The sequence below is a fragment of the Alphaproteobacteria bacterium genome, assembly GCA_018063245.1.
GTDB lineage: Bacteria > Pseudomonadota > Alphaproteobacteria > JAGPBS01 > JAGPBS01 > JAGPBS01.
The window spans coordinates 1-24,316 of record JAGPBS010000030.1 but is presented as its reverse complement, the minus strand read 5'-3'; the positions used below and the strand labels follow the sequence as shown (position 1 = coordinate 24,316).

Below are 24,316 nucleotides of genomic sequence, written 5' to 3'. Positions count from 1 at the left end.
TCCTGGGAGGCTATCCTTAATTGCTTCCCATTGGTCATCCCTTAAATCATACAACTTTCAACTCCTTTTCTTATTATTAGAAGTTCAGTATATCATAAAAAAAATTAAATGTCGACACTACCTAGATGCTTGGTTTTCAATCAACCCTAATCACGCCGCGGACGCGTCCTTGAGTTCCAGAGGTCGTTTCTGTAGAGCTTAGCATTTTGCTGATGCCTGTTTTTAAATCAATCTCTGCTTTCGAGCCTAAAATATCACTTTTAGCCCTTGTGATGCGCACATTGCCAGTGAGAATCGCTTTTTCACTCTGGCCATTGTAATAAGCCTTGTCTCCATAAGCAATGTCGTTTGGTGTCGTGATTTTAACATGGCCATGCGCTTCGGCCTCTTTCAGAGATTGCTGTGCTTCATTTGTTTTGAGTGTGTGAAACCACGCGAGTATCTCATCACTTTCAATTGTTGATTCATGGTACGTTGCTTTGGCCAAGCCCTTAATGTGTGCTTTGTTTTCATTGTCAAAAAAGGTGAAGCTATCACGTGCTGTGATAACGTACTCGGGGCTTGTCAGCTTAAGCTGTGTGCCTGTTAAAACAGCAATGCCTGTTTCAAGATGGTAAACCAAAAGATCACCTGAGGCTCTGGCTTCTTTGGATACAAGGATAACATTTCCTGTTGCATCCATGCGAGACATGATGCGATTGTTTTTTTCCATGCGGTAGAGAATTTTGAGACTATCCGCTTGAATTTCACTGTCAGCTTGTTTTGCAATTGCCTTGCCTTTGGCCTCGTAAAGAGAGTCTGCTTTTGACCATTCAACAAATTCATCAGCTGTGATTTCAACATCATCATTTGTTTTTTTTAAATCCAGCAAGGCGAGACTTTGATTTGAAGGAAGAGTGGCTAAAAAGAAAATGAAAAAAAGAGAAAGGCGCCACTCGGTCAAAAGAGGAGGTCGATTTAGAGCGGCAATCTCACTTTTTTGTTCCATTTTATCCTTTCGATGATTGGCCTGTTTTGATTGTGTTTAAAGGAAGGAGGAGTTTTGTTCGGCCATTGAAAATGTAACGCTGACCATAATCGAGAACTTCGAAACCCTTAGAGCTCATTTTTCCTTTTGGGCCATTGCCTTCAACATTTTTATTGCCGAAGACTTTTCCGATATTGAAATCGATATTGGCTTCTGCTGTATGAAATTCTTGGCCATCATCTCTGTAAAGGCCAACATCTTCTTCAAGGACGAGATATTTGGTCCCTTGATTAAAAACACCCTTATTCGCTTTAATTTTTGTCCATTTGCCTTGGCCGAGGTTTACATAGGCTTCTGGGTTTTTAAGATTATATACATTGACATTATCGGGCGATTGAACAGCTTCTTGAGCGGTAATCTCAAAAGGACGATCTTTTTCATCAAGACCAAAATAATGAGGCTCAACCATTTTATTTTCTTGTGTTGCCGTTGTAATGACTGCAGGTTTCATTTGATAAAATTGCTGGATTGCAATAAGGCCGACCAAAATAAAGGCAACGAGACAAAACATCAGCACTTTGAATCGCTTTGCTTTTCGGTAATAAGAGTTTTGTTCGTCGTATAATTTTTTCATGCTAAAAATCCAAATAAAAATCGAGACTATTCTTTAGATTGGCGTTCCATTCTAAGGCAGTCGTGAATATGTAAAATGCCAACAGGCTTATCTTTATCAGTGACAAAAAGAGCAGTGATTTTAAAATTGTTCATCAGAGCCATGGCTTCTGCAACAAGTGCATCTTTGCCAATGGTTTTAGGAGAAGGAGTCATCACGTCAGTTGCTTTTGCTTTGAGTAAATCACGATGGATGTGTCTGCGTAAATCGCCATCAGTAATAATACCTAAGAGAGCGCCAGAATCATTGATGACGCCAACACAGCCAAAATTCTTTGAGCTCATTTCAATCAAAAGATCAGACATTTCTTCTTCCATTGAAACAAGAGGAGCCTCTTCAAGGCTATGCATTAAATCTTCAACTTTTAAGAGCGCATGACCGAGCTGGCCGCCAGGGTGATAGAGTTTGAAATCTTGTGTTGAAAAATCTTGTCTTTCAAGCAAAACAACGGCAAGCGCATCGCCTAATGCAAGCATCATGGTTGTTGATGTTGTCGGCGCAAGACGCATAGGACAGGCTTCAGGGATCTGTGGTAATTTTAAAACAACGTCTGCATGTTGGGCTAAAAATGAATTTGCATCTGATGTCATGCCAATGAGCGGAATTGAAAAACGACGGCAATAATGGATGATATCTGATAATTCTTTTGTATTCCCAGAATTAGAGAGAGCAAGGACAGCATCATCTTTGCCAATCATCCCAAGATCACCATGACTTGCTTCAGCTGGATGAACATAGATCGAATGTGTGCCGGTTGAGGCGAATGTTGATGAAATCTTGCGTGCGATATGACCACTTTTGCCAATGCCAGTTACAACGACTTTCCCTTTTTTGGTCTCAAGCGTATAGACGGCTTGTTCAAAATCATCACCCAAAGATTGAGCCAAGGCCATGAGAGCATCTGCCTCACTTCTTAAAACAGAGCAAGCAGAATCAAGCGGTGTAGGCAGCTGATATTCTCTGAGTTGAACTGTGGTTGACATCGTATTTTCCTTTCGAAATGGACGGCTTGATCGCCATATAAATAGACTAATTAAGAATGTGAGAAAAGATCTTGATCTTCCCACCCAAGATAATCGAGCTCAGCCCTGACTGGCAGGAATGAGAAAAGTTTTTGAGAAAGCTCCAAACGATTTTCTCGCTTAAGCAGAGTTTCAAGTTTCTCTTTGAGCTCATGGAGGTAAAGCACATCAGATGCGGCATAAGCGAGCTGATCTTTGGATAAGTCAGCAGCGCCCCAATCAGAGCTTTGCTGTTGTTTCGAGAGCTCGATGCCCAGAAGGTCACGACAAAGATCTTTAAGGCCATGTTTATCTGTATAAGTTCTAACAAGACGTGAGGCAATTTTTGTACAAAAAATAGGTGTACAGTCGATATTGAGGTAGGCTTTGAGAACGCCTATATCAAAGCGTGCAAAATGAAAAATCTTTTCAATCTTCGGATCAGTCAAGAGCGCTTTGAGCCTTGGGCAATCGTAGGTGCTTTTGGCTGAGAATTTCACAAGATGACAAATGCCATTGCCAAAAGAGAGCTGAACGAGACAAAGACGATCACGGTGGTGGTTTAGTCCCATTGTTTCGGTATCAATTGCAACGGGTCCTTTGAAAGCGATTGTGTCTGGCAAGTCATCGTGATGAAGAAAAATTTCCATGAGGCTTCCTGATATTCTTCGATATTGAAATAGAATGACTGAATTTATAGCATAATCTATTCAATAATAAAAGATTTATTATACAAAGCCCCATTTTTAAATGATCCAAACGGATTTTTCAAGATTCGGCTTTGCGCACCTAATTTATATAGGCTTTCGCAGCCTCACTTTTAAATCCATTCGTCTGATTTAATCTGAGGCTTGGTATAATTTGAGGCCTTGATTTGAGCGGGGGTTTTAAAAGATAGGTTAAAAATAAGCATTGATTTTTATTATTAATTAGCATATAAGTTAATCTATGTTTTGATTATTTAATTTAAAAGGATTAGACAAATGACATATACCATAAGCTTATTAGGTGTTTTTCAAACCGGGACTCTTGCAGAGCATATCATAGGACAAGATTTTTCAGGATCAGACATTGTACGAACCTCTGAGGTCTCGAAAGGTTTTTATAACATTATCACAGATCCAAAAAGAGCAGCTACATTTTACAAAAGAATTCTTTTGCCATTTCCTTTTCAATTTGTGCCAACAACTTTGTTTGTTCGAACAAAGTTGGCATCTGGAGCGGTTACTCAAAATACGCATCATGTCCATTTAGTGCCTATTGGAGAAAGGCATGTACTGCGGGGTGTTGAGTCTGGTCAATACCAGACCACTGTTCATGAGGCAATAAGTAAGTGGTTTTATGTTTTAATGCATGGAGGTCTTCCCCAAACTAATAATTTTAAGCTGGAAACGGATGAGAGTTATACTTTTTCTGCATTTCAGGCATTATGTGCTCAGTATCAGCCAATACTTGTATTAGATACATTAATGAATCATATCAGTTTTGATGCTTTAAAAAGCTTTTTGGTGCTCTGTCTGCCTGACCGGTTGATGAATAATACGAATTTTGGAGATTGTGAAAAATGGATGAGAGAAGTGGCGGGCTTTCCAGCTGTACAAAAGGATCCTGTGGGTTGTCTTTACTCTTATCAGAAAATCAATGAGATTTTTGCCGTATATGACTCTGATAATATTTCTGCTGAACACAATATAAAGAAACAAGATTTTAAGACTTTGCGTAACACATTGATGCAGCTTCCTGGTTTTAATTTTGATATTTTTATGAGGGTTTGTCTTCAAGATGATAATGGACATACTGGAATGTTAGATGGAATCAAATATCTAAGAAATTTCATCAGACTTTATAAAGCGGGGCATATCAATTTTGAGACATGGCGCGTTCAGTATGAAAGAGATCATCGGCTGAGTCTTTCTTTGTCAACAATGACAGATGCCTTTGTGAGAGCTGTTCAGAAAGGCCATGTTTCCTGTGATTTGACTGAGCTGGCGGATTTATTTGGGCTGTTGCCTCTATTGAGGGAGGAGACAGAGCTGGATAGGAATTTAAATAAAATTTTTGAAGATCTTTGTGCAAAATTGGAACAGTTTCCTGATTTAAAAAGCTCTATGCAAGTTTTGAATGGGCTTTTTGACTTTATCTTTATGTATTCTCTACCGTATAATTTGGAGCAGGATCTGAGAGAAGAACGAGGATCGCTTCTGTTTTCTCAATTTTGGAGAGACGGTGAGATAAGGGTTGAGGCTTTATATGGTCACTTAATGACAATTCAAAATGCCCGAAAAAAGGCCTTTGATTCATTTGTATCTGAAAGTGAGACCTTGAAAGCGAATCCTCAGTTGAGAGCCATTTTTTCAGAAGAACCTTCATTGTTTGCATTCTATAAAGATCATTTTTGTTTGAATCGTCGATTCAAAGACTTGTTTTATGATGAAGAGATAATGCAGATGCAGGGAGACGACCGCCCGCTCGCTATGTTTGTTCAAGACATTGCCCAAAGAGAAGCTCGACTGATAGACGAAGATTTTTCTCCAGAAGTGCTGCAGGCATTGTCCGGGTTAACAGCCTTGGAAATTCAAAAAGTTCTTTCTGAATTTAAATCAAGTAACCCGGCAGTATGCACGGGTCTTATAGGGTTTCAGACTGCATTTCTCAATTCAGAGAGTGTAGGAGTATCAGAGGTATTTGAAGCAAGTATGCTCTCTTTAGTCAATAGTTTGGCAAGGTTGCAGCCAATTCTTAAAGATAAGAATTTTTCAATTCGTCTTGAGTCTTTCCCATGTGCAGTGCACTTGATTGATTCGGGCCTGGGTCATGATTTGATTGAGCAGTTCTCAAAGATTGAGATAGATCAGCTTAGAGCGCATATCGTCTTTTTAAGAGAGAGTACGCTCCATTTGCTTTGTAAGTTTTTTGGTTCGCGTGCTGCGACTTTGTATTTTGAGGCTCTATCTCAGGGTGATCGTTATGTATTTGTAAAAGCGCTTATGATGATGAGTTTAGGAGCACTGACTCAAGACCAATGGATCCTCTCTTTGAGAGCTCTTATCAGAAGTGATTATCATCGTCCAAGTGTCAAAGATGAGGATGGAAATATGATTTACAATAATTCACTCTTTTTAGGCAATATCCGTAATTATATTGAAGCGGTTTTTGATGCCTTTGCGTCAAAGGGTGAAATTGATCATGATGTTCTTCTGAAAAAGGTTCTCACGCCAGAGCTATCATTCTGAACTGACTAGGTCACCCTGAACTTGTTTCAGGGTCTGTCTGCAACGACAAAGAGATGCTGAATAAATTCAGCATGACCAAGTAGAGAAGATGAGATTGCCGCGCCCTAAAGGGCTCGCTATGACATATATCTCGAGGTCAACAATTTCTCCAAAAAGTCTGTGAGCTCAGCTGTGTGATCGAGATGATGGAGCAATATGCCAATTGGTTGCTCTCTATCAATTACATTAAATCGTCTTTTTTGGAGCTCTAAAATGAGGCTGTTGAGCGCCCTCTCTGTGCCAATAAATGATTTTTGATTTGCCCAATCAATCAAGTCAATCTGGCAATTTATGTGCTTAAAGTGCACATCTGGAGATGGATTTTGGTAGAGTGAAATGGCCTCATAAGTCGATGCTGTAAAATCAAGAAAGGGAGTATCAATCCGATTCCAGGGCGGCACCATGATAGCCTCAAACTTTTCGCCAAAGAGATCTTCCAGCTTTGTCTTGCCATCTTTCAGAAATCCCTTGGCTTTATCGAGTGACCAAGAGCCGCCGAGTTCGATTTTCTTTTGTCCCTTGAGGGCATGGTTTGCGTGCTCATATCCGTGTTGCCAAAAGGTAACATTTGGATAATCTTGACTCAGGTGCTTGAGGTCATTTCCTGTTATTAATCCTGGAATCGCGGCTGCAAAGATTTGTGTTTGATGTTTGGAAAACAGCGAAATCATTGCTTCAAAGGCAGGGGTTACTTTTGAGACATCATCATCTCTGAACCAGATATTGGGTCTGTTTTTAAGGGTTTTCCATTTTGTGAATTCATCTGCCAAAGCCTGCCATAGATCGGTCTTTAAGGGTTGTTTTGATTTTGCACCAGATAAAATGAGATCGCAAGTCTTTTGAACACCATTCATATCGATGATAAAAGGGTGGTCAGATCTTTTTTGTTGGAGAAGATCAGAGAGAGCTTGTGCAAGACTTTCAGGCGTGAGGGTTTCGGGACTCAGAACAGTGAAAAGCGGATGAGTGGATAAATGGTCAGCCCTTTGCTTTTGTTCAGTCTCAGTCTCGGTTGAAAAGGGAATGAGAATGGAAGGACATTTCGCCTGAATGAGATCGCAAACGGTATTGTACCCCGCCTGACTGATGGAAGCCGCTGCATGATGAAGATAGCTTCTAAAGTGAGGTGAGAGATCACAGAGCTGAATATAATCAGGCAAGTTCGATTTGAGGGTGTTGATCCAGCTCTGATCTCTTGTATGATTACTAAAAATCAAGAAGTTATAGTTTCCTTCTTGAAAATGGGCCTGTGCCATTTGGATTGTTGTTTCAATCAGAGATCGCCCAGCGATCCCGCCTCCAGCTGAGACAATGATTGTGGGCTTTGAAAAAGCAGTGATCTCTGGGGGCTGTCTTTGCTCGCTGACATAGCCCGTATAGTGGATTGGGATAGTGATTTGCGAGACAGACGAAAAGCTTGTATCAAGAGGGATGAGATCTTGATCGCCATGGACAAAGAGATTGCTGATATACTGATTTAACAAAGAGACGGATTTGCTCTCTTTTTCATGAGAGCGTTTGATGAGAATGTCTCTGATAGAGCAAGCGATTTTGATTTTGTTTTCTTTTGCTTTTAGCAGAAGAGGCATGATTTCACCAGTAAAATAGGTGCGGCCGAACGGAAAACTTTCAATCAGCAGAAAGTCTGGATTGAATTGATCCATATGTGCGATAAGTTTTTCAGCGCGCTTTTGTTGATATGTTTTTGTGACTCTCTCACCCTTATCTGTGATGTATGTTTTGAAGGTAAGGTCAGCTGATTGAATCGGCGGTAGCTGAAAGATGAGGTCTTGATTCACATGCTCAATTGGCAGGCCGCCATTGATAAGGGATACAGTGCAATTGCGTCTTATTAATTCTTGCGCGATTGTGTACATTCTCTGGAAATGACCAATCCCAAGAAGATGTTGTACGTAGATGAGAATACGCATTGGAGTTATCCTGTTTCAGCTGGTAGCAGAGGGATGTTGACTTGATCAAGTGTAATATCATTAGGGGATCTTATGATAAAAGAATGCAGAGATTGATCTCTCAATTTGTGCGGCGGGTCACTGACCATATCCCATCCTGTTGCAAGACTGTATAGAGACCGAATGACACCCTTATGTGTGATAAGGATGATATCTTGATTTGCAATGCTTTCGCGATCAAAGAATTTTTTGAGACGTTGCTGAACCTCAAAAGGAGATTCACCCATTGGCGGGAAAAAATAGAGTCCCTTTGCTTCATTATCAAGCATCATTTGTGGATTTTCCATTCTGAGATAATCAAGTCGTTCACCTTCAAATTGGCCCCAATTCATTTCAGTAATGAGGGGTTCAACAATTGGATCGAAACCAAGAATCTCAGCTGTTTCAAAAGCGCGTTTTAGCGGTGAAGAATAGGCCTTTAGTTTTTTTACCTTATCAGGAAGTTGCCAGGAATGAGCTGTTTGGATGCCGGCCTCGCTGAGGGGGATATCGCTAAGGCCTTGGATGAGGCCCATTTCATTCCAAATGGTTGGGGCGTGTCTGAGAATCCAGCATTTAAACATTTGGTTTTTCTTTCATAAGCGTCTCTATGATCTCTTTCATTTGTGTTTTCGCGCGCTGAAAGCTAAATTTTTCGGTTGTTCTCTGCAGAGCGTTTTGAGAGAAGAGATCAAGACGTGGTTGATTGTTAAGGAGTGAGTCGATTGAGTGTGCAAACAAGTGTGGCTGATTCGGGGGTAAAATGATACCCGTTTTTTCAGTTTCGACAATTGTTGCAACTGAACCGAAATTGCCAGCAATGACAGGTAGGCCAGCTGTTTGTGCTTCGAGAATGCTCATGCCATAGGCTTCATTAATGGCAGCCCAGAGATATAGATCGCTGGCATTGTAAAAGCGATTCACATCCTCAGAGGATAATTTGCCAAGAAAGAACACAGGGATATTGCGTTGTTTTGCTTCGGCTTCAAGTTCAGCCCGTGCTTCGCCATCGCCGATAAAAATGGCACAATAATCACTCGATTTTACGGATGAGAGACTATCAATGAGCTCTAAATATGATTCTCTTTTGCAATCATCACGCATCATCGCAACAGTGAGGAGCCATTTTTTTGCGATGGGCAAATGGTAGGTTGCTGCTAATTTTTCTCTGAGCAATTTTTTATCATGTAAAGGCGTTGGCGTTTGAATAAAGGGCATAAAGGAGATGAGACGATCTTGAGGAATAAATTTTGATAAGATCTCATGGTCGTGAGGGGCAAGGGTAAGGGCGCGAGAGGCTTGCTTAATTGCACTAAGAGCATCTTCATATCCGAGTTCCCATTCTCCATTTGCGCGTTTGGGAGCGATAGAGGCTTCAGCGATGACATATGGAATGTTGAAGTGTTTGCAGAAGGCTGGGCCGATCCAGTCAGGGGCTTTATGATAAAGATGATAGGTAAACCAAAGCACTGGTTTTTCAGCTTTTGTTTCGTAGCCTTTGCAAAGGCGCTCTGCTTCATGAAACGCAGTAGCTTTAAGAGATTCTTGTGTGCTTCCTTTTGCGGACCAGGAGCGAAAGTTAGACATAAGATTGACGTTATATCCAAGTTCTTGAAACAAAGAGACGAAGAGGCGCGCGACCAGACGATCACCAGAAGGTGTTGTGTGGTTTGGTGATTTCAGCGGTGCATAGAAGGCAATTGTTTGTGTCATGGTGAATATTGGGTGTGATATGGTCTTTAGAAATTATAAATCTCTATTGGAAAAAGACAAAGGTAAAAGAGATTTTGTTTTTAAAAAGTGCTTGAATTTTAAGAAATAAAGTTTAAAAGAAAAGGAGTTAAAAATTTTGAGGAGGACTTACCGTGAGTTTGCAGAATAAATGTTTGTTTTTCATTGCGATTTTGATTTCCGGGATGGCATGGTCACTAATTCCCTCTCAGCATTATAATATCTTGCCAGAATTCTCGATTGCTTATCGGTTTTTTCTAGGCTTTTCCATTTTGTTTTCTCTTTCTTATGTTAAGGGGCTTATCAAAAAGCTTAGTTTAAGAGATCATTTGATGCTATGTCTTGTTGGAATCTGTCTTTATGCTCTTTTTTGTTCATTAAGTTATAGGGCAACTGATTATCTATCGACAGGCCTCATCTCCTTATTTGTTGCTTTGGTTGTTATTCCAAATACAATTTTTGAATATTGTTTAACGCGCAAAAAAATATCGCCGGGTTTTTTAGTCCAAGTTATATTGACGGTGATTGGATGTTGGATGATTTTTATGACTGATCCAGATCTAGAGCACGAACATGAATTTATTGGTGTTTGGCTTTCAATAATGGCTGTGATTATCTATGCGATAGGATCAAGAATTTCAATGCAGGTGCCGCATGAGCGTGTATCTAAAATTTATCAAACTGCCTTAGCAATGCTATATAGTGCTGTTTTTTCATTGGTTATGGGTTTTTTACTTTCAGGACAGGTTGTTTTCCCCTTTATCTGGAGTATGAATTATGTTATCCCTTTGATTTTATTAGGCTTGATTTTTGGGCCTATTGTTTTTGTTATTTATCTCTATTTGGTTGAAAAAGTTGGAGCGTCTATGGCATCATATATTTGGGTGGCAGCGCCAATTGTTGCTTTAATCGTTTCTTCAATTTTTGAGGGCCTCCAATTGACATGGACTGTTCTGTTCGGTGTTGGTTTGATTCTTTTTAGTATTGTCTCTGAAAAACTAAAAATTATAGAAAGAGCCATTCATTATGCGAAAAAATCCTAAAAAGATTTCAATTGATCAAATTAGTGCCTTTACAAAGGTTGCAGAGGCGGGATCAATCAAAAATGCTTCAAAACTTCTGGAGGTTTCAGCGTCAGCGGTCAGTACTGCTATGGCGAATTTAGAAAGTTCGATTGGTGAACAGCTTTTTATTCGTCACCAAAATGGTCTTGATTTAACAGCTCAAGGTCGTAGGCTTTATGAAAAATGCTTGGAGTGTCTTGTAAAGTACGATGAGATAAGAGATGCTTTTGTGCCTTCTGATGAAATAGCTGGTGATATTCGTATTTCAACATGGCATGGAGTTGCATCTTTTGTCCTTTGTGAGCCAATTATTGATTTTGTGAAAAATGTAAATGAGCATATTTTTCTTGATGTTATTAGTGATAATATTGATCGACGTTTTGAGGATTATCATTGTGACGTTGCAATTCGTCCCCTTTATAAGAACAGATCAGATCTTATTCAAGAAAAGTTATTTTCGATGCAGTTTAGGGCATATGCAAGCAAAAGTTATATCGAAAAGCATGGGTGTCCAGAAACTTTTGAAGATTTAGATAATCATCGGCTTTTGAGTAACTCTTATGTTGATGCAGAAAAGATTCTTTTTGCAGATTGGCACTTGTTTGTAAATAAAGACAATGGAGAGATGCGCAAACCCTTTTTGACTATTAATTCATCGATTGGTTTGGTTATGTGTTGTGGAGAAGGGCTTGGTATAGGCACATTCCCCTCTTATTATAAAAGATATATCAAAGAAGAGCTTGTCGAGATTTTTCCGGATCACTCTCCAACGTTTTTTGATTTTTATTATATTTACCCAGCGGCGTCAAAAAATTCAAAGCGTGTCAAATTGTTTGGTGATTTTTTAAAGACCAGGTTACTTGATTCGGAAAATCAATAGATAGAGCAATTGAAAACCAATAATTTCTGTTTTTTTTATTTTTTTTCAAAAAAAACTAAAAAAAATTGTTGACGCTTTTAAAATATTCATATAGTATTAATTTATAAGGTTAGATTGAATTCTCTTTTGTTTGGTTTCCAGTCAGTCTCCAAGAGTATAGATATCTAACTTTCGTATATTTATGTATGAATAGGTTCCAGCCTTCTTTAGTTAAGCTAGATATACATTGTAAGGGCGCATCTCCAGTTGCGTCCTTATTTTTTTAGAAATTGCTTGTAATCTTCAAAATATGCTTTAAAAAGAAAAAGAACCAAAATTTTTGAGGAAATTTGTTAGATGGAGCTAAAAGATAAAATTCTACTTATACTTGCAAGTGTGAGTGCTGGAGTTGGCTGGGCTTTGATTCCATCTCAGGGCAGTACGGTTCTGCCAGAATTTTCGATTGCCTATCGATTTTTTATGGCGAGCGCTTTATTATTCTTAATCGCTCTAGGACAGAAAAAAATTCAAAAAATCCCTTTCAAAAAACATTTCCAGCTCATGATAGTTGGGCTCTTTTTATATGGCTTGTTTTGTTCTTCTAGTTATAGAGCAACGGCGTATCTGCCGAGCGGATTGGTCTCTTTGATTATTGCTTGTATGGTTCTACCCAATATTTTTTTTGAACGTATCTTTTTAAAGAAAAAAATTACACCAAAATTTTATGCCATGACTGGAATTGTTTTATGCGGCATTTCTTTAATTTTCTGGAATGATGTCAGCTTGCTTTTTGATCAAGAAATATCAGGCGTTTTATTATCTATTTTGTCCATCATAATTTATGCCTTTGGAACGCTTTTGTTTGCTATTTTTGATTTCAAAGCTTTGCCCAAGATTTATATTATTAGTTTAGCTATGTTTTACGCTGCTGTCTTTTCCCTATTATCTGCTTTCATTATTACAGGAAGCTTTTATTTGGGGTTTGATTTTTCAGAAAAATATCTGATTTCATTATTGAGTCTCGGTTTATACTTTTCACCTATCGTTCTTGTGATATATCTATATCTAGCTGAAAAAGTTGGCTCTTCTATAGCCTCATATGTTTGGATAGGCATGCCATTAATTTCACTGAATATATCGGCTGTTTTTGAAGGGTTTATTTGGAGTCCTTTTTCTCTTTCTGGTGTGATTTTAGTTCTCTTGGGTCTTTCATTAAATAATGTTAATATGAGAGGCGTGTTTAAGAAATATCGAAAGTAGGAACCCTCTATGAAAAATGAAAAAAAAGAAAAAATAACCTATGATCAAGTCTTTAATTTTATAAATGTTGCGGAATTACAGTCAATAAAAAAGACAAGAAATAAGCTTGATCTTAGTCAGGGTACAGTAAGTACGAGTATTAGCAAATTAGAAAAAATTGCTGGTGAAAAGTTATTTATAAGGCATCAAAATGGTCTTGAGCTGACAACACAAGGGCATCGTTTTTATAAGGTTGCAAAAGAGGTTGTTTATAAGTTTGAAGAATTAGGTGAGTTATTTGATACCGATAAAAAAGTTTCAGGAGACGTAAGGATTTCAACTTGGTATGGGATTGCCGCTTTTTTACTTGCAGATGCTGTCCCTCCTTTTATGGCTGAGTTTGGTGATATTTTCCTAGATCTTGTTGGCGATAACATCGATAGACGTTTCGAGGACTATAATTGTGATATCGCGATTAGAACAGAGATGAAGGGCAGGAAAGATCTCATTCAGACTTATTTGCTTTCCATGTACTTCAATATGTATGCAAGTCAAGCCTATCTTGATAAATTCGGAACACCAGAAACGTTTAGTGATCTAGATCACCATCGACTGTTGTCAGCTTCCTATTTGGATGCGGAGAGAATGTATTTTGCTGACTGGCATTTGTTTGCGGGCATTGAAGGTGAAAAAATGAGAAAGCCATATGCTTCTATGAATTCATCTATTGGCCTTGCAAAGTGCTGTGCCGCTGGACTAGGCATTGCAACCTTTCCAGATTATTACACAAAATCAGTGTCTGAGCCTCTTGTTCGATTGTTCCCAGCTGCTGTTGCGCCTGAGATGAAATTTTTTCTCATTTATCCTGAGGTTTCTAAAAGCGCAAAACGAATTCAAGTCGTTGAAAATTTTCTCATGAAGTTTTTTACAGATCATCGGTTTTGATTTGAAATCTTTGAATTTATCATGGAAAAAAATTGATTATTCCAGACTTAAATATTCCGGCCTATCACAGTCAGAAACGTATAATGCCCTGTAAATAAATACATTTTTTTAATATAAGCGAAGGGTTGTGTCTATGAAAATGATTTTTTTTTAAAAAAGAGTCATTTTTATGTTGACGCTTTCAAAATATTCATATAGTATTAATTTATAAGATTAGGTTGATTGCTCTTTTTGTTTGGTTTCCAGTCAGTCTCCAAGAGTATAGATATCTAACTTTCGTATATTTATGTATGAATAGGTTCCAGCCTTCTTTAGTTAAGCTTAAGTATACGCATTATAAGGGCGCATCTCCAGTTGCGTCCTTATTTTTTTAGAAATTGCTTGTAATCTTCAAAATATGCTTTACAAATATGCCTATCAATGAGGAGATCAACAAATGGTAGAGAAGCAACAAAGCATCGATATTAAAGCAATTATTATCATTTTGATCGCAGGGATGGTTGCGGGGAGTGGTTGGTTTCTTGTGAAGCTACAGGTACACACTGTAACCCCTGAAATGTCTGCTTTCTACCGTTTTATGCTGGCGGGGCCAATTGCAATTTTCTATGGGCAATTTGTGAATAAAGACAAATTCAAACGAGACCTAAAGACACATTTAGAACTTGGCGTTATTGGGTTTTTCCTTTACTCAATCTTTTATTGGTTTTCATATCGTACGGTTGAATATATTCCCTCTGGTATTGTCTCTGTGATTATGTCGATGATGATTTTAACTAATGCGCTTTTTTCTAGTGTCTTTTTGAAAGAGAAAATAACGAAATCTATTTTGATATCGTCTGTTTTTTGTATCTTATCATTCATGATTTTATTCATGAATGATATTCTAGATGGGGATAAAGTGAATGATGCCGTACTCGGATTTTTATTTGGCTTTTTAGCATTGATTGCTTATTCAAGTGGCAGTGTTTTTGTTAAGAAGTTTCACTTTAAAGGGATGTCTGCTGCAACAATATCTGGTTATTCCATGATTTACGGAGGCATTTTGAGCCTGTGTTTGGCTGGATTGGCTGGAGATATTGTTTATTTTGAGAGCTCTTGGCCATACATTCTTTCTTTGTTATATTTGGGTCTGTTTTTGTCACCAATTGTGATGATATCGTATGTTTATATTTCAAAGAATTATTCAACATCTCATGCGGCTATTATCTGGATTATAATGCCGATTACTGGTTTGTTGGTTTCATCGCTGATGAATGAGTTTGTTTGGGATCTGCAGATTTTATTGGGCGTTATCATTGGTATTGTTGGTATATGTATTTCGTTAAAGAAATAAGATTTAAAATAGAGCGTAATAATTTAGGATAGTGCATGATTAATATCGATCAATTGGTAACATTTTATAATATTGTGAAGGCCGGAAGCCTCACTGAGGCTAAGGATAGTCTTGGTGTGAATGTATCGTCTGTCAGTTCGCGATTGAAAGCGCTTGAGGTGAATTTAAATACCGTTTTGATGCATCGAAATAAAGCGGGAATTCAACTGACCTCACAAGGTCGTTTGCTTTTTGAGTTCATTAAAGATCTGATCCCAAAGCTGAATATTATTGAGGAAGTGATCAATTCTGATCCGTTGTACATTAAAGGTCCCTTGAAAATCACAACATGGCATGGTGTTGCCTCATTTATGTTGCCGAATTATGTGATTAAATTCGGTCAGCAATATCCTGATATTTTGGTGAATTTGGCAGGGGACAATCAGGAGCGCAAATTTATTGATTATCACAGTGATGCCCTTATTTTGCCTTATTCTAAACAGGAAGATGGGCTTGATCAGTTTAAAGTCTTTTCGATACAATTCCATTTGTATGCTTCAAAAACCTATCTTGAAACCTATGGCATGCCAAAAACAATGAATGATTTAAAACATCATCGACTGATTGGTACAACGCCTTTTCCACAAGGAGCCTATATGAAGACAGACTGGCATTTGTTCCAAGGAACCAATCAATTAGAAAAATTTGTAAAACCACATATGGTGATTAATTCTTCAGCAGGTGTGTTTTATTACTGCATTCACCATCAAGGTATAGGTGCCTTTCCGGATTATTATATCTCTGAAAAAGGACAAGATCAGCTTGTTCGATTGTTCCCAGAATTTCAACCGCCGTCTTTAGATTTTTATTATATATATGAAAAATCGATGGGGAATATTCCTCGAATCAGAGCCTTTGGTGATTTTCTTTTAGAGAACGTACCAAAATTGAAAAAAGATTTATAGTTTGAAATTTTCATATTAAAAATTCTTTTTTTTTGATTTTCGTAAAAAATCTGTTGACGCGCTTGAAATACTCATATAATATTGGTTATATAAGGTTAGGTTGATTGCTCTTTTTGTTTGGTTTCCAGTCAGTCTCGAAGAGTATAGTCATCTAACCATCGTATATTTATAAATGAATAGGTTCCAGCCTTCTCCAGTTAAGTTTAAGTATACGATAGAAAGGGTGTAGTTCCAGCTGCACCCTTTTTTATGCAGTGATGCTCTCTTGAAAAAGCTGTGATAGTTGAGTGATGCCTTTATCGCATGTAAAATCAGTTTTAACACGTGATTCTCCCTGTAAGGCGAGGGTTCGCCGAAGATCTGGATCTGAGATCAATCTGATGATTGCGCTTTTGAGCGCCAGAATATTCTCTGGCTCGACAAGCATACCTGAGATACCGTCTTCAATCAGTTCTTCAACTGCTGAGACTTGAGTTGATAGAATAGGAATTTGCATTGCAAGAGCTTCCATCAAAACATTCGGAAGACCGTCGCGATCTCCGTTCTTGCTGATTCGGCATGGAAGGACGAAAAGATCAGCTCTTTTAAAGTGAGGCGTAATCTCACTTTGTGTCAGAGGGCCTAAAAAAGTGACATGTTTTGACAGGCCTAGTTTTGAAACGTGTTGTTTGTATTTTTTGAGCAGAATACCATCGCCAATATGAGTCCAGTGCCAGTACAGATCTTTGGGTAATTCAGATAAAGCTTCGATAAGAAGATCAAGGCCCTTTTTCTCAACAGCGCGGGCAATTGTCAGAATTTGAAATGGACGATCAGGGTCTTGTCCGATTTGTGTTAAATCAAAATTGCGCTTATACGAGAAAGCAGAGAGAGTGATTCCATGATAAATGAGATTAATTGGTCTATTTGTTTTGAGATTGTTCAAGAAGGTATGGTTGTAGGCCGTGCATGTATTTCCCCAAAGAGCTGTTGCCATTTTTTGTTTCAGATCCCATTGAGGTGATGTCCAAATATCTTTCGCATGAGCTGAAAAACACCAGGGTTTTCCAGTCAATAGATGCACATAATAGGCAAATGTTGAAGGCGTATGGAGAAAATGGGCATAGAGAATATCAATGTCTTTTGCCATTGTTTTAGAAAAGATGAGAGCTTGAAAGAGTCTTTTCAGGCGACTCCAGCTTGGTTTTTTACAAAAATCTGATTCGAATGCTTTGAGAAGCCGAGGTAAGTTAGGATTATGCTTAAAATAGAAAAGCGCCCGGATGCCCTGGTAAATGAGGCTGATTGGTGTTTTTTCAAGATGATTGATGTCTGCTTTTATTTGCTGATAGATGGGTTGTTTGGCTTTTGGTCTTGGTTTTCTGAGGCTGTAAACAGTGATATCAAGTCCCTTCTGTTCAAGACCGAAGATTTCTTGAGCAATAAAAGTCTCGGAGAGACGAAACCATTCTTTGACGACAACTCCAATTTTCATTTGATCGCTGCAATATTGAGAGGGAAGTTTTCGACTTTTCTGTCTTTTTTGATTTTCTGGAGCGTCAGCTTGTTGACATTTTTAAGCCCATCAAGAAGGCCTGGCATAACAATATCGAGCGGTGAAGATTGTTGTGGTAATTGACGAATCGCTGTTGCCATTTTTTTACCATCTCTGATGCCATCATCACATAGGTAATTCACAAGCCCATAGCCTGAAGCTTTTGTTGCTCTGATATATTGTTCTAACCGAGGTGCCGTTCTTGGGATGATCAGAGCTTTTTTGTTGAAAGAGATGACTTCACAAAATGTATTGTATCCACCCATGCAAATGACGCCGAGGGCTTCTTTCATCAAATGCTCAATTTTTGTATCAAAGCTGAGAATTTCGATCTTGGGTAAAAGAGCGGAACGTCTGATAAATTCTTGCTGGTTTTCCATTTGCATGAAAGGCCCCATCACAATCACAGCATTATAAGGGATTGTTTTATCAGCCTCGTAGGCTTTTAAAACCCAGTCAACAATAGCTTCACCATCGCCACCACCACCTGGTGTTACAAGAATGTAAGGATCTCGCTCATGAATAGTAGGTTCGCCCATTGTTAATTGAGGCAATGTTCTTTCAAGATAGCCTGTATAGATCATGCGTTTTTTAATTTGTTCAGATAAGATGATGCCTTCAAGAGGATTACAAATTTGGGGAAGTCCATAGACCCAGATTTCATCATAGAGTCTTTCAAGAGCAGGGACGACATTCTTCCTTTCCCATTCAGGTTCAAGAGCGCCAGGCTCATCCATAACGTCTCTAAGACCTAGTATTGTCCAAGTGCCTCTGGCTTTGAGCATTTCAAGTGTTGACTTGACTTCTCCTCTGAGGCCAAGCGGTTCTTTATCGACAATAAAAATATCAGGATCGAAAATATCCGCTGTATGTTTGATGATTGATTCTCTCATTTGGAGAGTCTCTTCAATATTAATGAGTAAGTTTAGTGAGGTGTAATCACCGTTGCGTAATTTAATGACGCCTGGAATTCTCACAAAATCAACACGGGCTTTAAAGTCAAAACTACCGATAATGGGCGATCCGGATAAAATCAAAACAGAAAGATTTTTATTCTGCTCAACAAGGGAGTGGGCGATTGTCCGGCACCGTCTCAAGTGCCCGAGTCCGAATGTGTCGTGGCTGTAAATTAAGATTCTATGACTTTTTTTGGCCATGGAGGTGCGCCTCATTCTATATTGTTTTTTTATTCCCTATCTTATGAATATAAGCCAAAATAAATTAAATATCCATAAAGTAAGTGAGCGCGCCTCTTTTTTAAGTTGGGTGCGCCTTAGATATAAAAGGAAACCACCTAGAATGGATCTAGAAAAAGATATTTATCGCTTCATTTGGAAGCATAGTGCTAAAGATCAGGTTTTGATCTTGGTATTAACTCTGGTGTCTTTCCCCTTTCTTTATTGGTCACTTGATCTGCCCAAAATGATTGTAAATAAGGCAATTGGCGGCAAGGAATTTCCAGCCAAATACCTGGGAATGGAATTCGAGCAAATGCCTTATTTGATGGTTTTGTCTTTTGCCTTTTTAGCCCTTGTTTTGGTCAATGGGTTTTTCAAATATATGATCAACCTGTATAAAGGTAAAATTGGTGAAAGAATGCTCAGTAAATTGAGATATCTTTTGTATTTGCGGATTTTGCGGTTTCCTTATTCCAGGTTTAAAAAAGTATCCTCAGGTGAGCTTATACCAATTATCACATCAGAGGTTGAGCCTTTGGGTGGTTTTATTGGAGATGCGCTGGCTTTGCCAATTTTCCAAGGCGGAACCCTCATTGTTTATATCGCCTTTATTTTTATGCAGAATTTGTATCTGGGTTTGGCAGCGATTGCTTTTTATCCTTTGCAAGCTGTTGTAATACCCCGGTTACAAAAGAAAGTGAACAATCTGTCAAAGCGAAGAATTCGTCGGATCCGACGTCTTTCATATCGTTTAAATGAAACCATGTTTGCCATTCAAGATGTTCATGGGAATGATACAACAAGGTATCATCTGTCGGATATGTCGAATAAGTTGATGGATATTTTTGAGCTGCGTTATGATCTGTATAACCGAAAATTTTTTATTAAGTTCTTGAACAATTTTATCAATCAATTGACTCCGTTTTTCTTTTATGCGATCGGGGGTTATTTCGTTATCATTGGTCAGGTGAGCTTTGGTGCGTTGGTAGCTGTATTGGCTGCTTATAAGGATCTGGCATCGCCTTGGAAAGAATTGTTAGATTACTATCAATCAAAAGAAGATATCAGAATTAAATATCAGCAAATCAAAGAACAGTTTGAGCCAGATTCTCTCTTGCCTATGTCAGTCTTGACAGAAAATCGTGGAAAGACCGAACATGTTCAAACAGGCTTTGAGCTAAAGAATGTTTCTTATATCGATGAGCAAAATCAACATTGGCTCTTGAATTTAACACTTTCAGTTCCTCTTGATCAGCATATTGGGATCGAGGGAGATGAAAGCAGTGGTAAGCATTATCTTGCAGAGCTTTTGGCCAAGAATGTGAACCCAACAACAGGCGCAATTTTGCTTGCGAATCGTGAATATGAAAAGATTCCAGAGGCTCTGTCTGGACGTCGTATTTCTTATGTTGGTGAACAAGTGAATCTGTTCACAGGCGATTTGAAATATAACTTGTTATATGCATTGCGTCATGATCCTGTTGCGCCGCCGACATATCCATCAAGTCATTTGGCTTATTATCGAGATCGTCTTCAAGAATCTAAAAAAGCAGGAAACTCACCAGATGATATTAATTCTGATTGGATTGATTACGATGCTGCTGGTTGTCAAAATGAAGCAGAGCTTGATGTAAAAGTTCTAAAGCTTTTGGATGAAGTTGGTTTCACAGAAGATCTCTATCAATTTGGTCTTTCAGGCTATTTAAAAGAAGATGCAAAACAAGAGCTGAAGGATAAGATTTTGCTTGCACGGGCTGAGGCAAAAACATTGCTCCAGAAAGATGAGTTTGCTGATTTGGTTGAGCCGTTTGAGATGGATCGTTTTAATGATAACGCAAGGCTTATCGATAATCTAATCTTCGGGACTTTTGATGAAAAAGCTCATCGTTATTATTATGAATCAATTCATCCTTTTGTATTATCAACATTAGAAGCACAAGGGCTGAAAGATCTCTTGGTACAAAAGGGCATTGATATTGTCAAAATGCTTGCAGCCTTATTCAAAGATTTACCACCAGGGCATGAACATTATGAAACTTATCGTTTTATGAATTTAGATGATATGCCGGATTATGAAAATATCTTGTATCTGATTGAAACAGAGGGGCTGGAGAATTTAGAATATGATCATTTAGAAAAGCTCTTGCTTCTACCATTCCAATTTATACCAGCGAAACATGGTTATGGTCTTATTGATGATTTTTTGAAGACTTCAATTGTAAAGGCAAGGCAGTATTTTATTCAGAACTTACCTTATCGGTATAAAAAGGACGTGTCCTTTTTTGATCATGTATCTGTGAATTTAAATCTCTCTATTCAAGAAAATATCTTGTTTGGAAAAATTGTTTTCTCTCATTTTGGCGCCTCTGAAAAAGTGCGCCAGTTGATTAAGAAGGCGGTTGACAGATCAAAGCTGATTAAAGATATTGAGAAGATTGGTTTGCTTTCTTTTGTTGGCGTTATGGGAAGTCGCTTGAACCCAATTCAAAAACAAAAAATTGGGATCGTCAGAGCTCTTTTAAAGAACCCAGATATTATGATTGTTAACGGGGCCACAAAGATTTTTGAAGGCAAAATGCGCGATCAAATTGAGGGCTATATTCACCAAGAGATGGCTGGAAAATGTATCGTTTGGGCGTTAGATGGACGTGAGAAAAAATCAGATTTCGATCAAATTATTATGCTTGAGAAAGGCGTGATCACAAATGAGCAAAATTCCAAAGCATCAAAGACAAATGCAAAGATGAAGGGTCCTAAATGACAATTCCATTTCAAGAATTTCCAGCTGTGATTGGTCATAGAGGGGCTGCTGGTCTTGTTTGTGAGAATACACTGGCTTCGCTGAAGCGCAGTGCTGATTTGGGTGTTCAGTGGGTAGAAGTTGATTTGAGGCTCTCAAAGGATAATGAGATTTTTATCTTTCATGATGATGATTTCAAAAGGTTGATGGATAGAGAAGGATCAATTGAAGATCATACGGCAGCTGAGATTCATGAGCTGCGGATGGTAAGAGGCTCTGAATCGTACAAAATTCCAAGTCTTGAAGAGGTTTTGAGATTCGTCCATCAGCATCAAATGGGCATCAATCTTGAAATTAAGCCAACAGATAGCAATCAAAAGGCGATTGTTCAAAAATTAAAAGAGGAGCTGTTGCGTCTTCGGGATGTTTTGCCAACATTCTATATTACAACTTTTGATGAGACATGTTTGGCTTTGGTGAAGGAATACTTGCCAACAGTACCGCGTGGCTATTTAACAGAAATTCCCCCGGTAGATTGGCAAGATAGGCTCAAGGCTTTTGATGCTTGGTGTCTTATTATTGATCATCGTCAGAATTCAGATGCGATGATCACTTCGTACACCCAAAGTCAAGTGCCTGTTCTTGCTTATACGGTGAATGATCTGAAAAGAGCTGAGGATTTATGGAAAATGGGTCTCACGGCAGTCTTTACAGATTTTCCGGATCGCTTGATTTAAATCAGTGAAATAGATCTTAACTCTTTTTATGAATAATAAAGAAGCACTCATTTGAGAGCATAAATGAGTCATCACAGCCATGAGGGGATAAAAATGAGTCTAGTCACTGAGATAATGAAAAGTACAATCAAGGTCACAGGAAATGAATATACTGTGACAAATGATTTGGTTAGTGAAGGCCTTTTCGTGGAAGTCACAGGTAACTTTCAGTTAAGAGCTCGCGTTGATATTGCGAATCGGGCAATTATTATCGGCGATTATTTACCTTCTGACCCGCCGCTTTTATCTTCCCGAAAAATTGATGTTTTTAAAGATGTTAACGACATGCTTTCTAAAGCCCGACAATATGTGTCGGGTGCAGTTGCAGGTAAAACAGTGGAAGATGCTGTTGAGGTTCTCTCGCAGTATATTTGTTTATCGGAGAATAACTGCACAAATGCAGCTATAGACCTGTCAGAGCTGTTCGTGCAAGATAAAATCGCAGCTGATCTTTTTGAAAAGAGTTTGTTTGCGATTGATTATGCTTTACGGAAGGATTCAACAAATTTTGTGTTGAAAAAGCATGTTGAAAAGGTCTGGATGTCTTTTTACGAACAAGTAAAACAAGGAGATGCGAGAGCTGCAGAATTGATGCAGATTACTCAAAAAATTGGGCAAAGAAATTCAATAGATACACCATTCTGGAATCAGAGCTATTCAGACTTTATGGTTAATGTGATTGAAAAGGTAACATTGCAAGAAGGGTTGAATTTAGATGTAGCACTTCGGGTTACGAAAGCGGATTATAAACGATCGCCTCAAGATCCACAGAAAAAGCTTGCTGTGGTAAGTTTATATATTGCTCATGCTATAAAGTTTTACAATGCACAGCAATTTGAAAAGGCGATTGTTTCTGCAGAAAAAGCCTTAAAGATCGATCCTCAGAAACCAGAAGCAAAAATCTGGCTTGCTAAGTGTTTCAATGAATTATCAGCTCAATATTTGATGGATAGAAGGGAGGATAAATACCAAGATGTAATCGCAGCGCAAGAAAGAGCCATTGAGCTAAACCCAGATTTTGGCAGAGCTTACCATAATCTTGCTGTTGCCCTTTGGCTTGCACATCCAGATCTTTCAGAGATAGAGCGAGTTATTAGTCTTTTAGAAAAGAATTTAAGCATTAATTTAGATGATCCACTCACAAAGACTGAACTTGCGCGTGCTTATGATTCTCTGTCTGGGCTTTATATAACCGGTCAGCGTCCAGGAAAATCATACCTAGATGCGAAAGCGTTAATGGAGAAAGCAATTGTGCTAGCGCCCGATGATCCTAATATCGTCAATGGTCTTGTGGGGGTGTTAACCATGCTAGCAATTCAGCACATTCAAGGGCAAATCACAGCAAATTCTCTGATTGAGGGTGAAGCCTATTTGACTCAAGCACTGCAATTTTTGGAGAAAGATTTAAGCGTTCAAACAAAGGGATCGATAGCTATTGCTTGTAATCTCTTTGCTGTTACATTTACCAATTCATCTATTGCCAATAAGTCTCGTACAGATTCAATTGCCTTGTTAGAAAGAGCCCTTGAATTGAATCCATTTTTTGAACAAGCAAAGGAGAATCTTTTTTATATTTATGGGCTCTATATCCAAGACTGTATCTCGGAATTCAACAAAGGGCTGAATATCGGTTTTTATGCAATACAAGTCAAGCAAACACTTGAAAAAGCCCTTGTGTTAAGACCAGAGGATGCTGATTGCCAAGCTCTTTTGGAAGTGTTCAAAAAACAAAGACATGATTCAAACTAGTTTGTGATCAAATCCTTCACGAGTGAAGGAGGGGAAGGGGAGTCATATGTACCTATATGAGAAGGCAGAGGGTCCTTTTGACAGCTATTGCCGTACGGTATTTAATTTGCTCGAAAAAGAAGTTTTTATGAGTGATCTTAGCCATCAAAAAACAATCCGACGTGAGTTGAGGCAATTACGCAGACTTTTACTTCAGGCAAAAGATATCCCTGCGCGTTCTATTTTTGAGCGCTCTGTTTATCAATTGTCAAATTCTTTAGAACTAAGCAGCCTTTTACAATTTCATGATATTAGTTTATTGACCAGAGTGCTGATTGAGAAATTTAAGTCTCTTGGGACGCTTAATTTGCCAATGCGACAAC

Annotated in this window: 20 protein-coding genes; 11 read left to right on the top strand and 9 right to left on the bottom strand. The window is 38.5% G+C overall.

Translation table 11 applies throughout. The features are described from left to right. Positions 1 to 136: 136 nt before the first annotated feature. Genes KBF71_05490 through KBF71_05475 form a run of 4 tightly spaced genes read right to left on the bottom strand, consistent with a single transcriptional unit; the run spans position 137 to position 3,291 of the window. Positions 137 to 988 (bottom strand): hypothetical protein, encoded by an 852-nt coding sequence (locus KBF71_05490; GenBank protein ID MBP9877771.1) that lies wholly within the window; start codon positions 986 to 988, stop codon positions 137 to 139. Between the two features lies 1 nt (position 989). After that, positions 990 to 1,601 (bottom strand): LPS export ABC transporter periplasmic protein LptC, encoded by a 612-nt coding sequence (gene lptC, locus KBF71_05485; protein MBP9877770.1) that lies wholly within the window; start codon positions 1,599 to 1,601, stop codon positions 990 to 992. A 26-nt stretch (positions 1,602 to 1,627) separates the two neighbouring features. After that, entirely contained in the window at positions 1,628 to 2,623 is a 996-nt protein-coding gene (locus KBF71_05480; protein MBP9877769.1) for a KpsF/GutQ family sugar-phosphate isomerase, read from the bottom strand. A gap of 50 nt (positions 2,624 to 2,673) precedes the next feature. After that, the gene (locus tag KBF71_05475; protein MBP9877768.1) at positions 2,674 to 3,291 is read right to left on the bottom strand and encodes a ribonuclease D; all 618 of its coding nucleotides are present in this window, start codon (positions 3,289 to 3,291) and stop codon (positions 2,674 to 2,676) included. Positions 3,292 to 3,624: 333 nt separating this feature from the next. Here KBF71_05475 and KBF71_05470 point away from each other — a divergent pair, with 333 nt between their 5' ends. Beyond that, positions 3,625 to 5,874, top strand: a complete 2,250-nt coding sequence (locus tag KBF71_05470) for a hypothetical protein (protein ID MBP9877767.1) — start codon at positions 3,625 to 3,627, stop codon at positions 5,872 to 5,874. 116 nt (positions 5,875 to 5,990) lie between these two features. Here KBF71_05470 and KBF71_05465 read toward each other — a convergent pair whose 3' ends face one another. The 3 genes from KBF71_05465 to KBF71_05455 are packed head-to-tail and all read right to left on the bottom strand — an operon-like array spanning position 5,991 to position 9,575. Beyond that, positions 5,991 to 7,844, bottom strand: a complete 1,854-nt coding sequence (locus tag KBF71_05465) for a hypothetical protein (GenBank protein MBP9877766.1) — start codon at positions 7,842 to 7,844, stop codon at positions 5,991 to 5,993. Positions 7,845 to 7,849: 5 nt separating this feature from the next. Beyond that, the gene (locus KBF71_05460; GenBank protein MBP9877765.1) at positions 7,850 to 8,446 is read right to left on the bottom strand and encodes a histidine phosphatase family protein; all 597 of its coding nucleotides are present in this window, start codon (positions 8,444 to 8,446) and stop codon (positions 7,850 to 7,852) included. Next, entirely contained in the window at positions 8,439 to 9,575 is a 1,137-nt protein-coding gene (locus tag KBF71_05455) for a glycosyltransferase family 4 protein (protein ID MBP9877764.1), read from the bottom strand. The genes KBF71_05460 and KBF71_05455 overlap by 8 nt, the downstream gene beginning before the upstream one ends. 203 nt (positions 9,576 to 9,778) lie before the next feature. Between KBF71_05455 and KBF71_05450 the strand changes: the two genes are divergently transcribed. The 6 genes from KBF71_05450 (at position 9,779) to KBF71_05425 (ending at position 15,977) form a co-directional block, all read left to right on the top strand. Beyond that, the gene (locus KBF71_05450) at positions 9,779 to 10,636 is read left to right on the top strand and encodes an EamA family transporter (protein ID MBP9877763.1); all 858 of its coding nucleotides are present in this window, start codon (positions 9,779 to 9,781) and stop codon (positions 10,634 to 10,636) included. Beyond that, a complete protein-coding gene (locus tag KBF71_05445) occupies positions 10,620 to 11,537 on the top strand; it encodes a LysR family transcriptional regulator (protein MBP9877762.1) in 918 nt (305 codons plus the stop codon). Before KBF71_05450 ends, KBF71_05445 begins: the two co-directional genes overlap by 17 nt. A gap of 336 nt (positions 11,538 to 11,873) precedes the next feature. After that, positions 11,874 to 12,776: a DMT family transporter gene (locus tag KBF71_05440; GenBank protein ID MBP9877761.1), complete on the top strand. Its 903-nt coding sequence runs from the start codon at positions 11,874 to 11,876 to the stop codon at positions 12,774 to 12,776. A gap of 9 nt (positions 12,777 to 12,785) precedes the next feature. Further along, on the top strand, positions 12,786 to 13,700 hold the full coding sequence (locus KBF71_05435) for a LysR family transcriptional regulator (GenBank protein MBP9877760.1): 915 nt from the start codon (positions 12,786 to 12,788) through the stop codon (positions 13,698 to 13,700). A gap of 436 nt (positions 13,701 to 14,136) precedes the next feature. After that, positions 14,137 to 15,033, top strand: coding sequence for an EamA family transporter (locus KBF71_05430; protein MBP9877759.1), 897 nt, complete (start codon positions 14,137 to 14,139; stop codon positions 15,031 to 15,033). 35 nt (positions 15,034 to 15,068) lie between these two features. Next, complete coding sequence (locus tag KBF71_05425; GenBank protein ID MBP9877758.1) at positions 15,069 to 15,977, top strand: LysR family transcriptional regulator; 909 nt, start codon at positions 15,069 to 15,071, stop codon at positions 15,975 to 15,977. Positions 15,978 to 16,224: 247 nt separating this feature from the next. Here KBF71_05425 and KBF71_05420 read toward each other — a convergent pair whose 3' ends face one another. Then, positions 16,225 to 17,451, bottom strand: a complete 1,227-nt coding sequence (locus tag KBF71_05420) for a glycosyltransferase family 4 protein (GenBank protein ID MBP9877757.1) — start codon at positions 17,449 to 17,451, stop codon at positions 16,225 to 16,227. Beyond that, complete coding sequence (locus tag KBF71_05415) at positions 17,448 to 18,668, bottom strand: hypothetical protein (GenBank protein MBP9877756.1); 1,221 nt, start codon at positions 18,666 to 18,668, stop codon at positions 17,448 to 17,450. The genes KBF71_05420 and KBF71_05415 overlap by 4 nt, the downstream gene beginning before the upstream one ends. A gap of 142 nt (positions 18,669 to 18,810) precedes the next feature. On the opposite strand from KBF71_05415, the gene KBF71_05410 reads away from it, so the two are divergent. The 4 genes from KBF71_05410 to KBF71_05395 all read left to right on the top strand — a co-directional run. Continuing rightward, positions 18,811 to 21,450 carry an ABC transporter ATP-binding protein gene (locus tag KBF71_05410; GenBank protein MBP9877755.1) on the top strand — a complete coding sequence of 880 codons (2,640 nt, stop codon included), beginning with the start codon at positions 18,811 to 18,813 and terminating at the stop codon, positions 21,448 to 21,450. Then, on the top strand, positions 21,447 to 22,166 hold the full coding sequence (locus KBF71_05405) for a hypothetical protein (protein MBP9877754.1): 720 nt from the start codon (positions 21,447 to 21,449) through the stop codon (positions 22,164 to 22,166). Before KBF71_05410 ends, KBF71_05405 begins: the two co-directional genes overlap by 4 nt. 93 nt (positions 22,167 to 22,259) lie before the next feature. Further along, positions 22,260 to 23,954 (top strand): hypothetical protein, encoded by a 1,695-nt coding sequence (locus KBF71_05400; protein ID MBP9877753.1) that lies wholly within the window; start codon positions 22,260 to 22,262, stop codon positions 23,952 to 23,954. Between the two features lie 127 nt (positions 23,955 to 24,081). Beyond that, the coding region (locus tag KBF71_05395) for a hypothetical protein (protein ID MBP9877752.1) at positions 24,082 to 24,316 on the top strand (235 nt) is incomplete at its 3' end.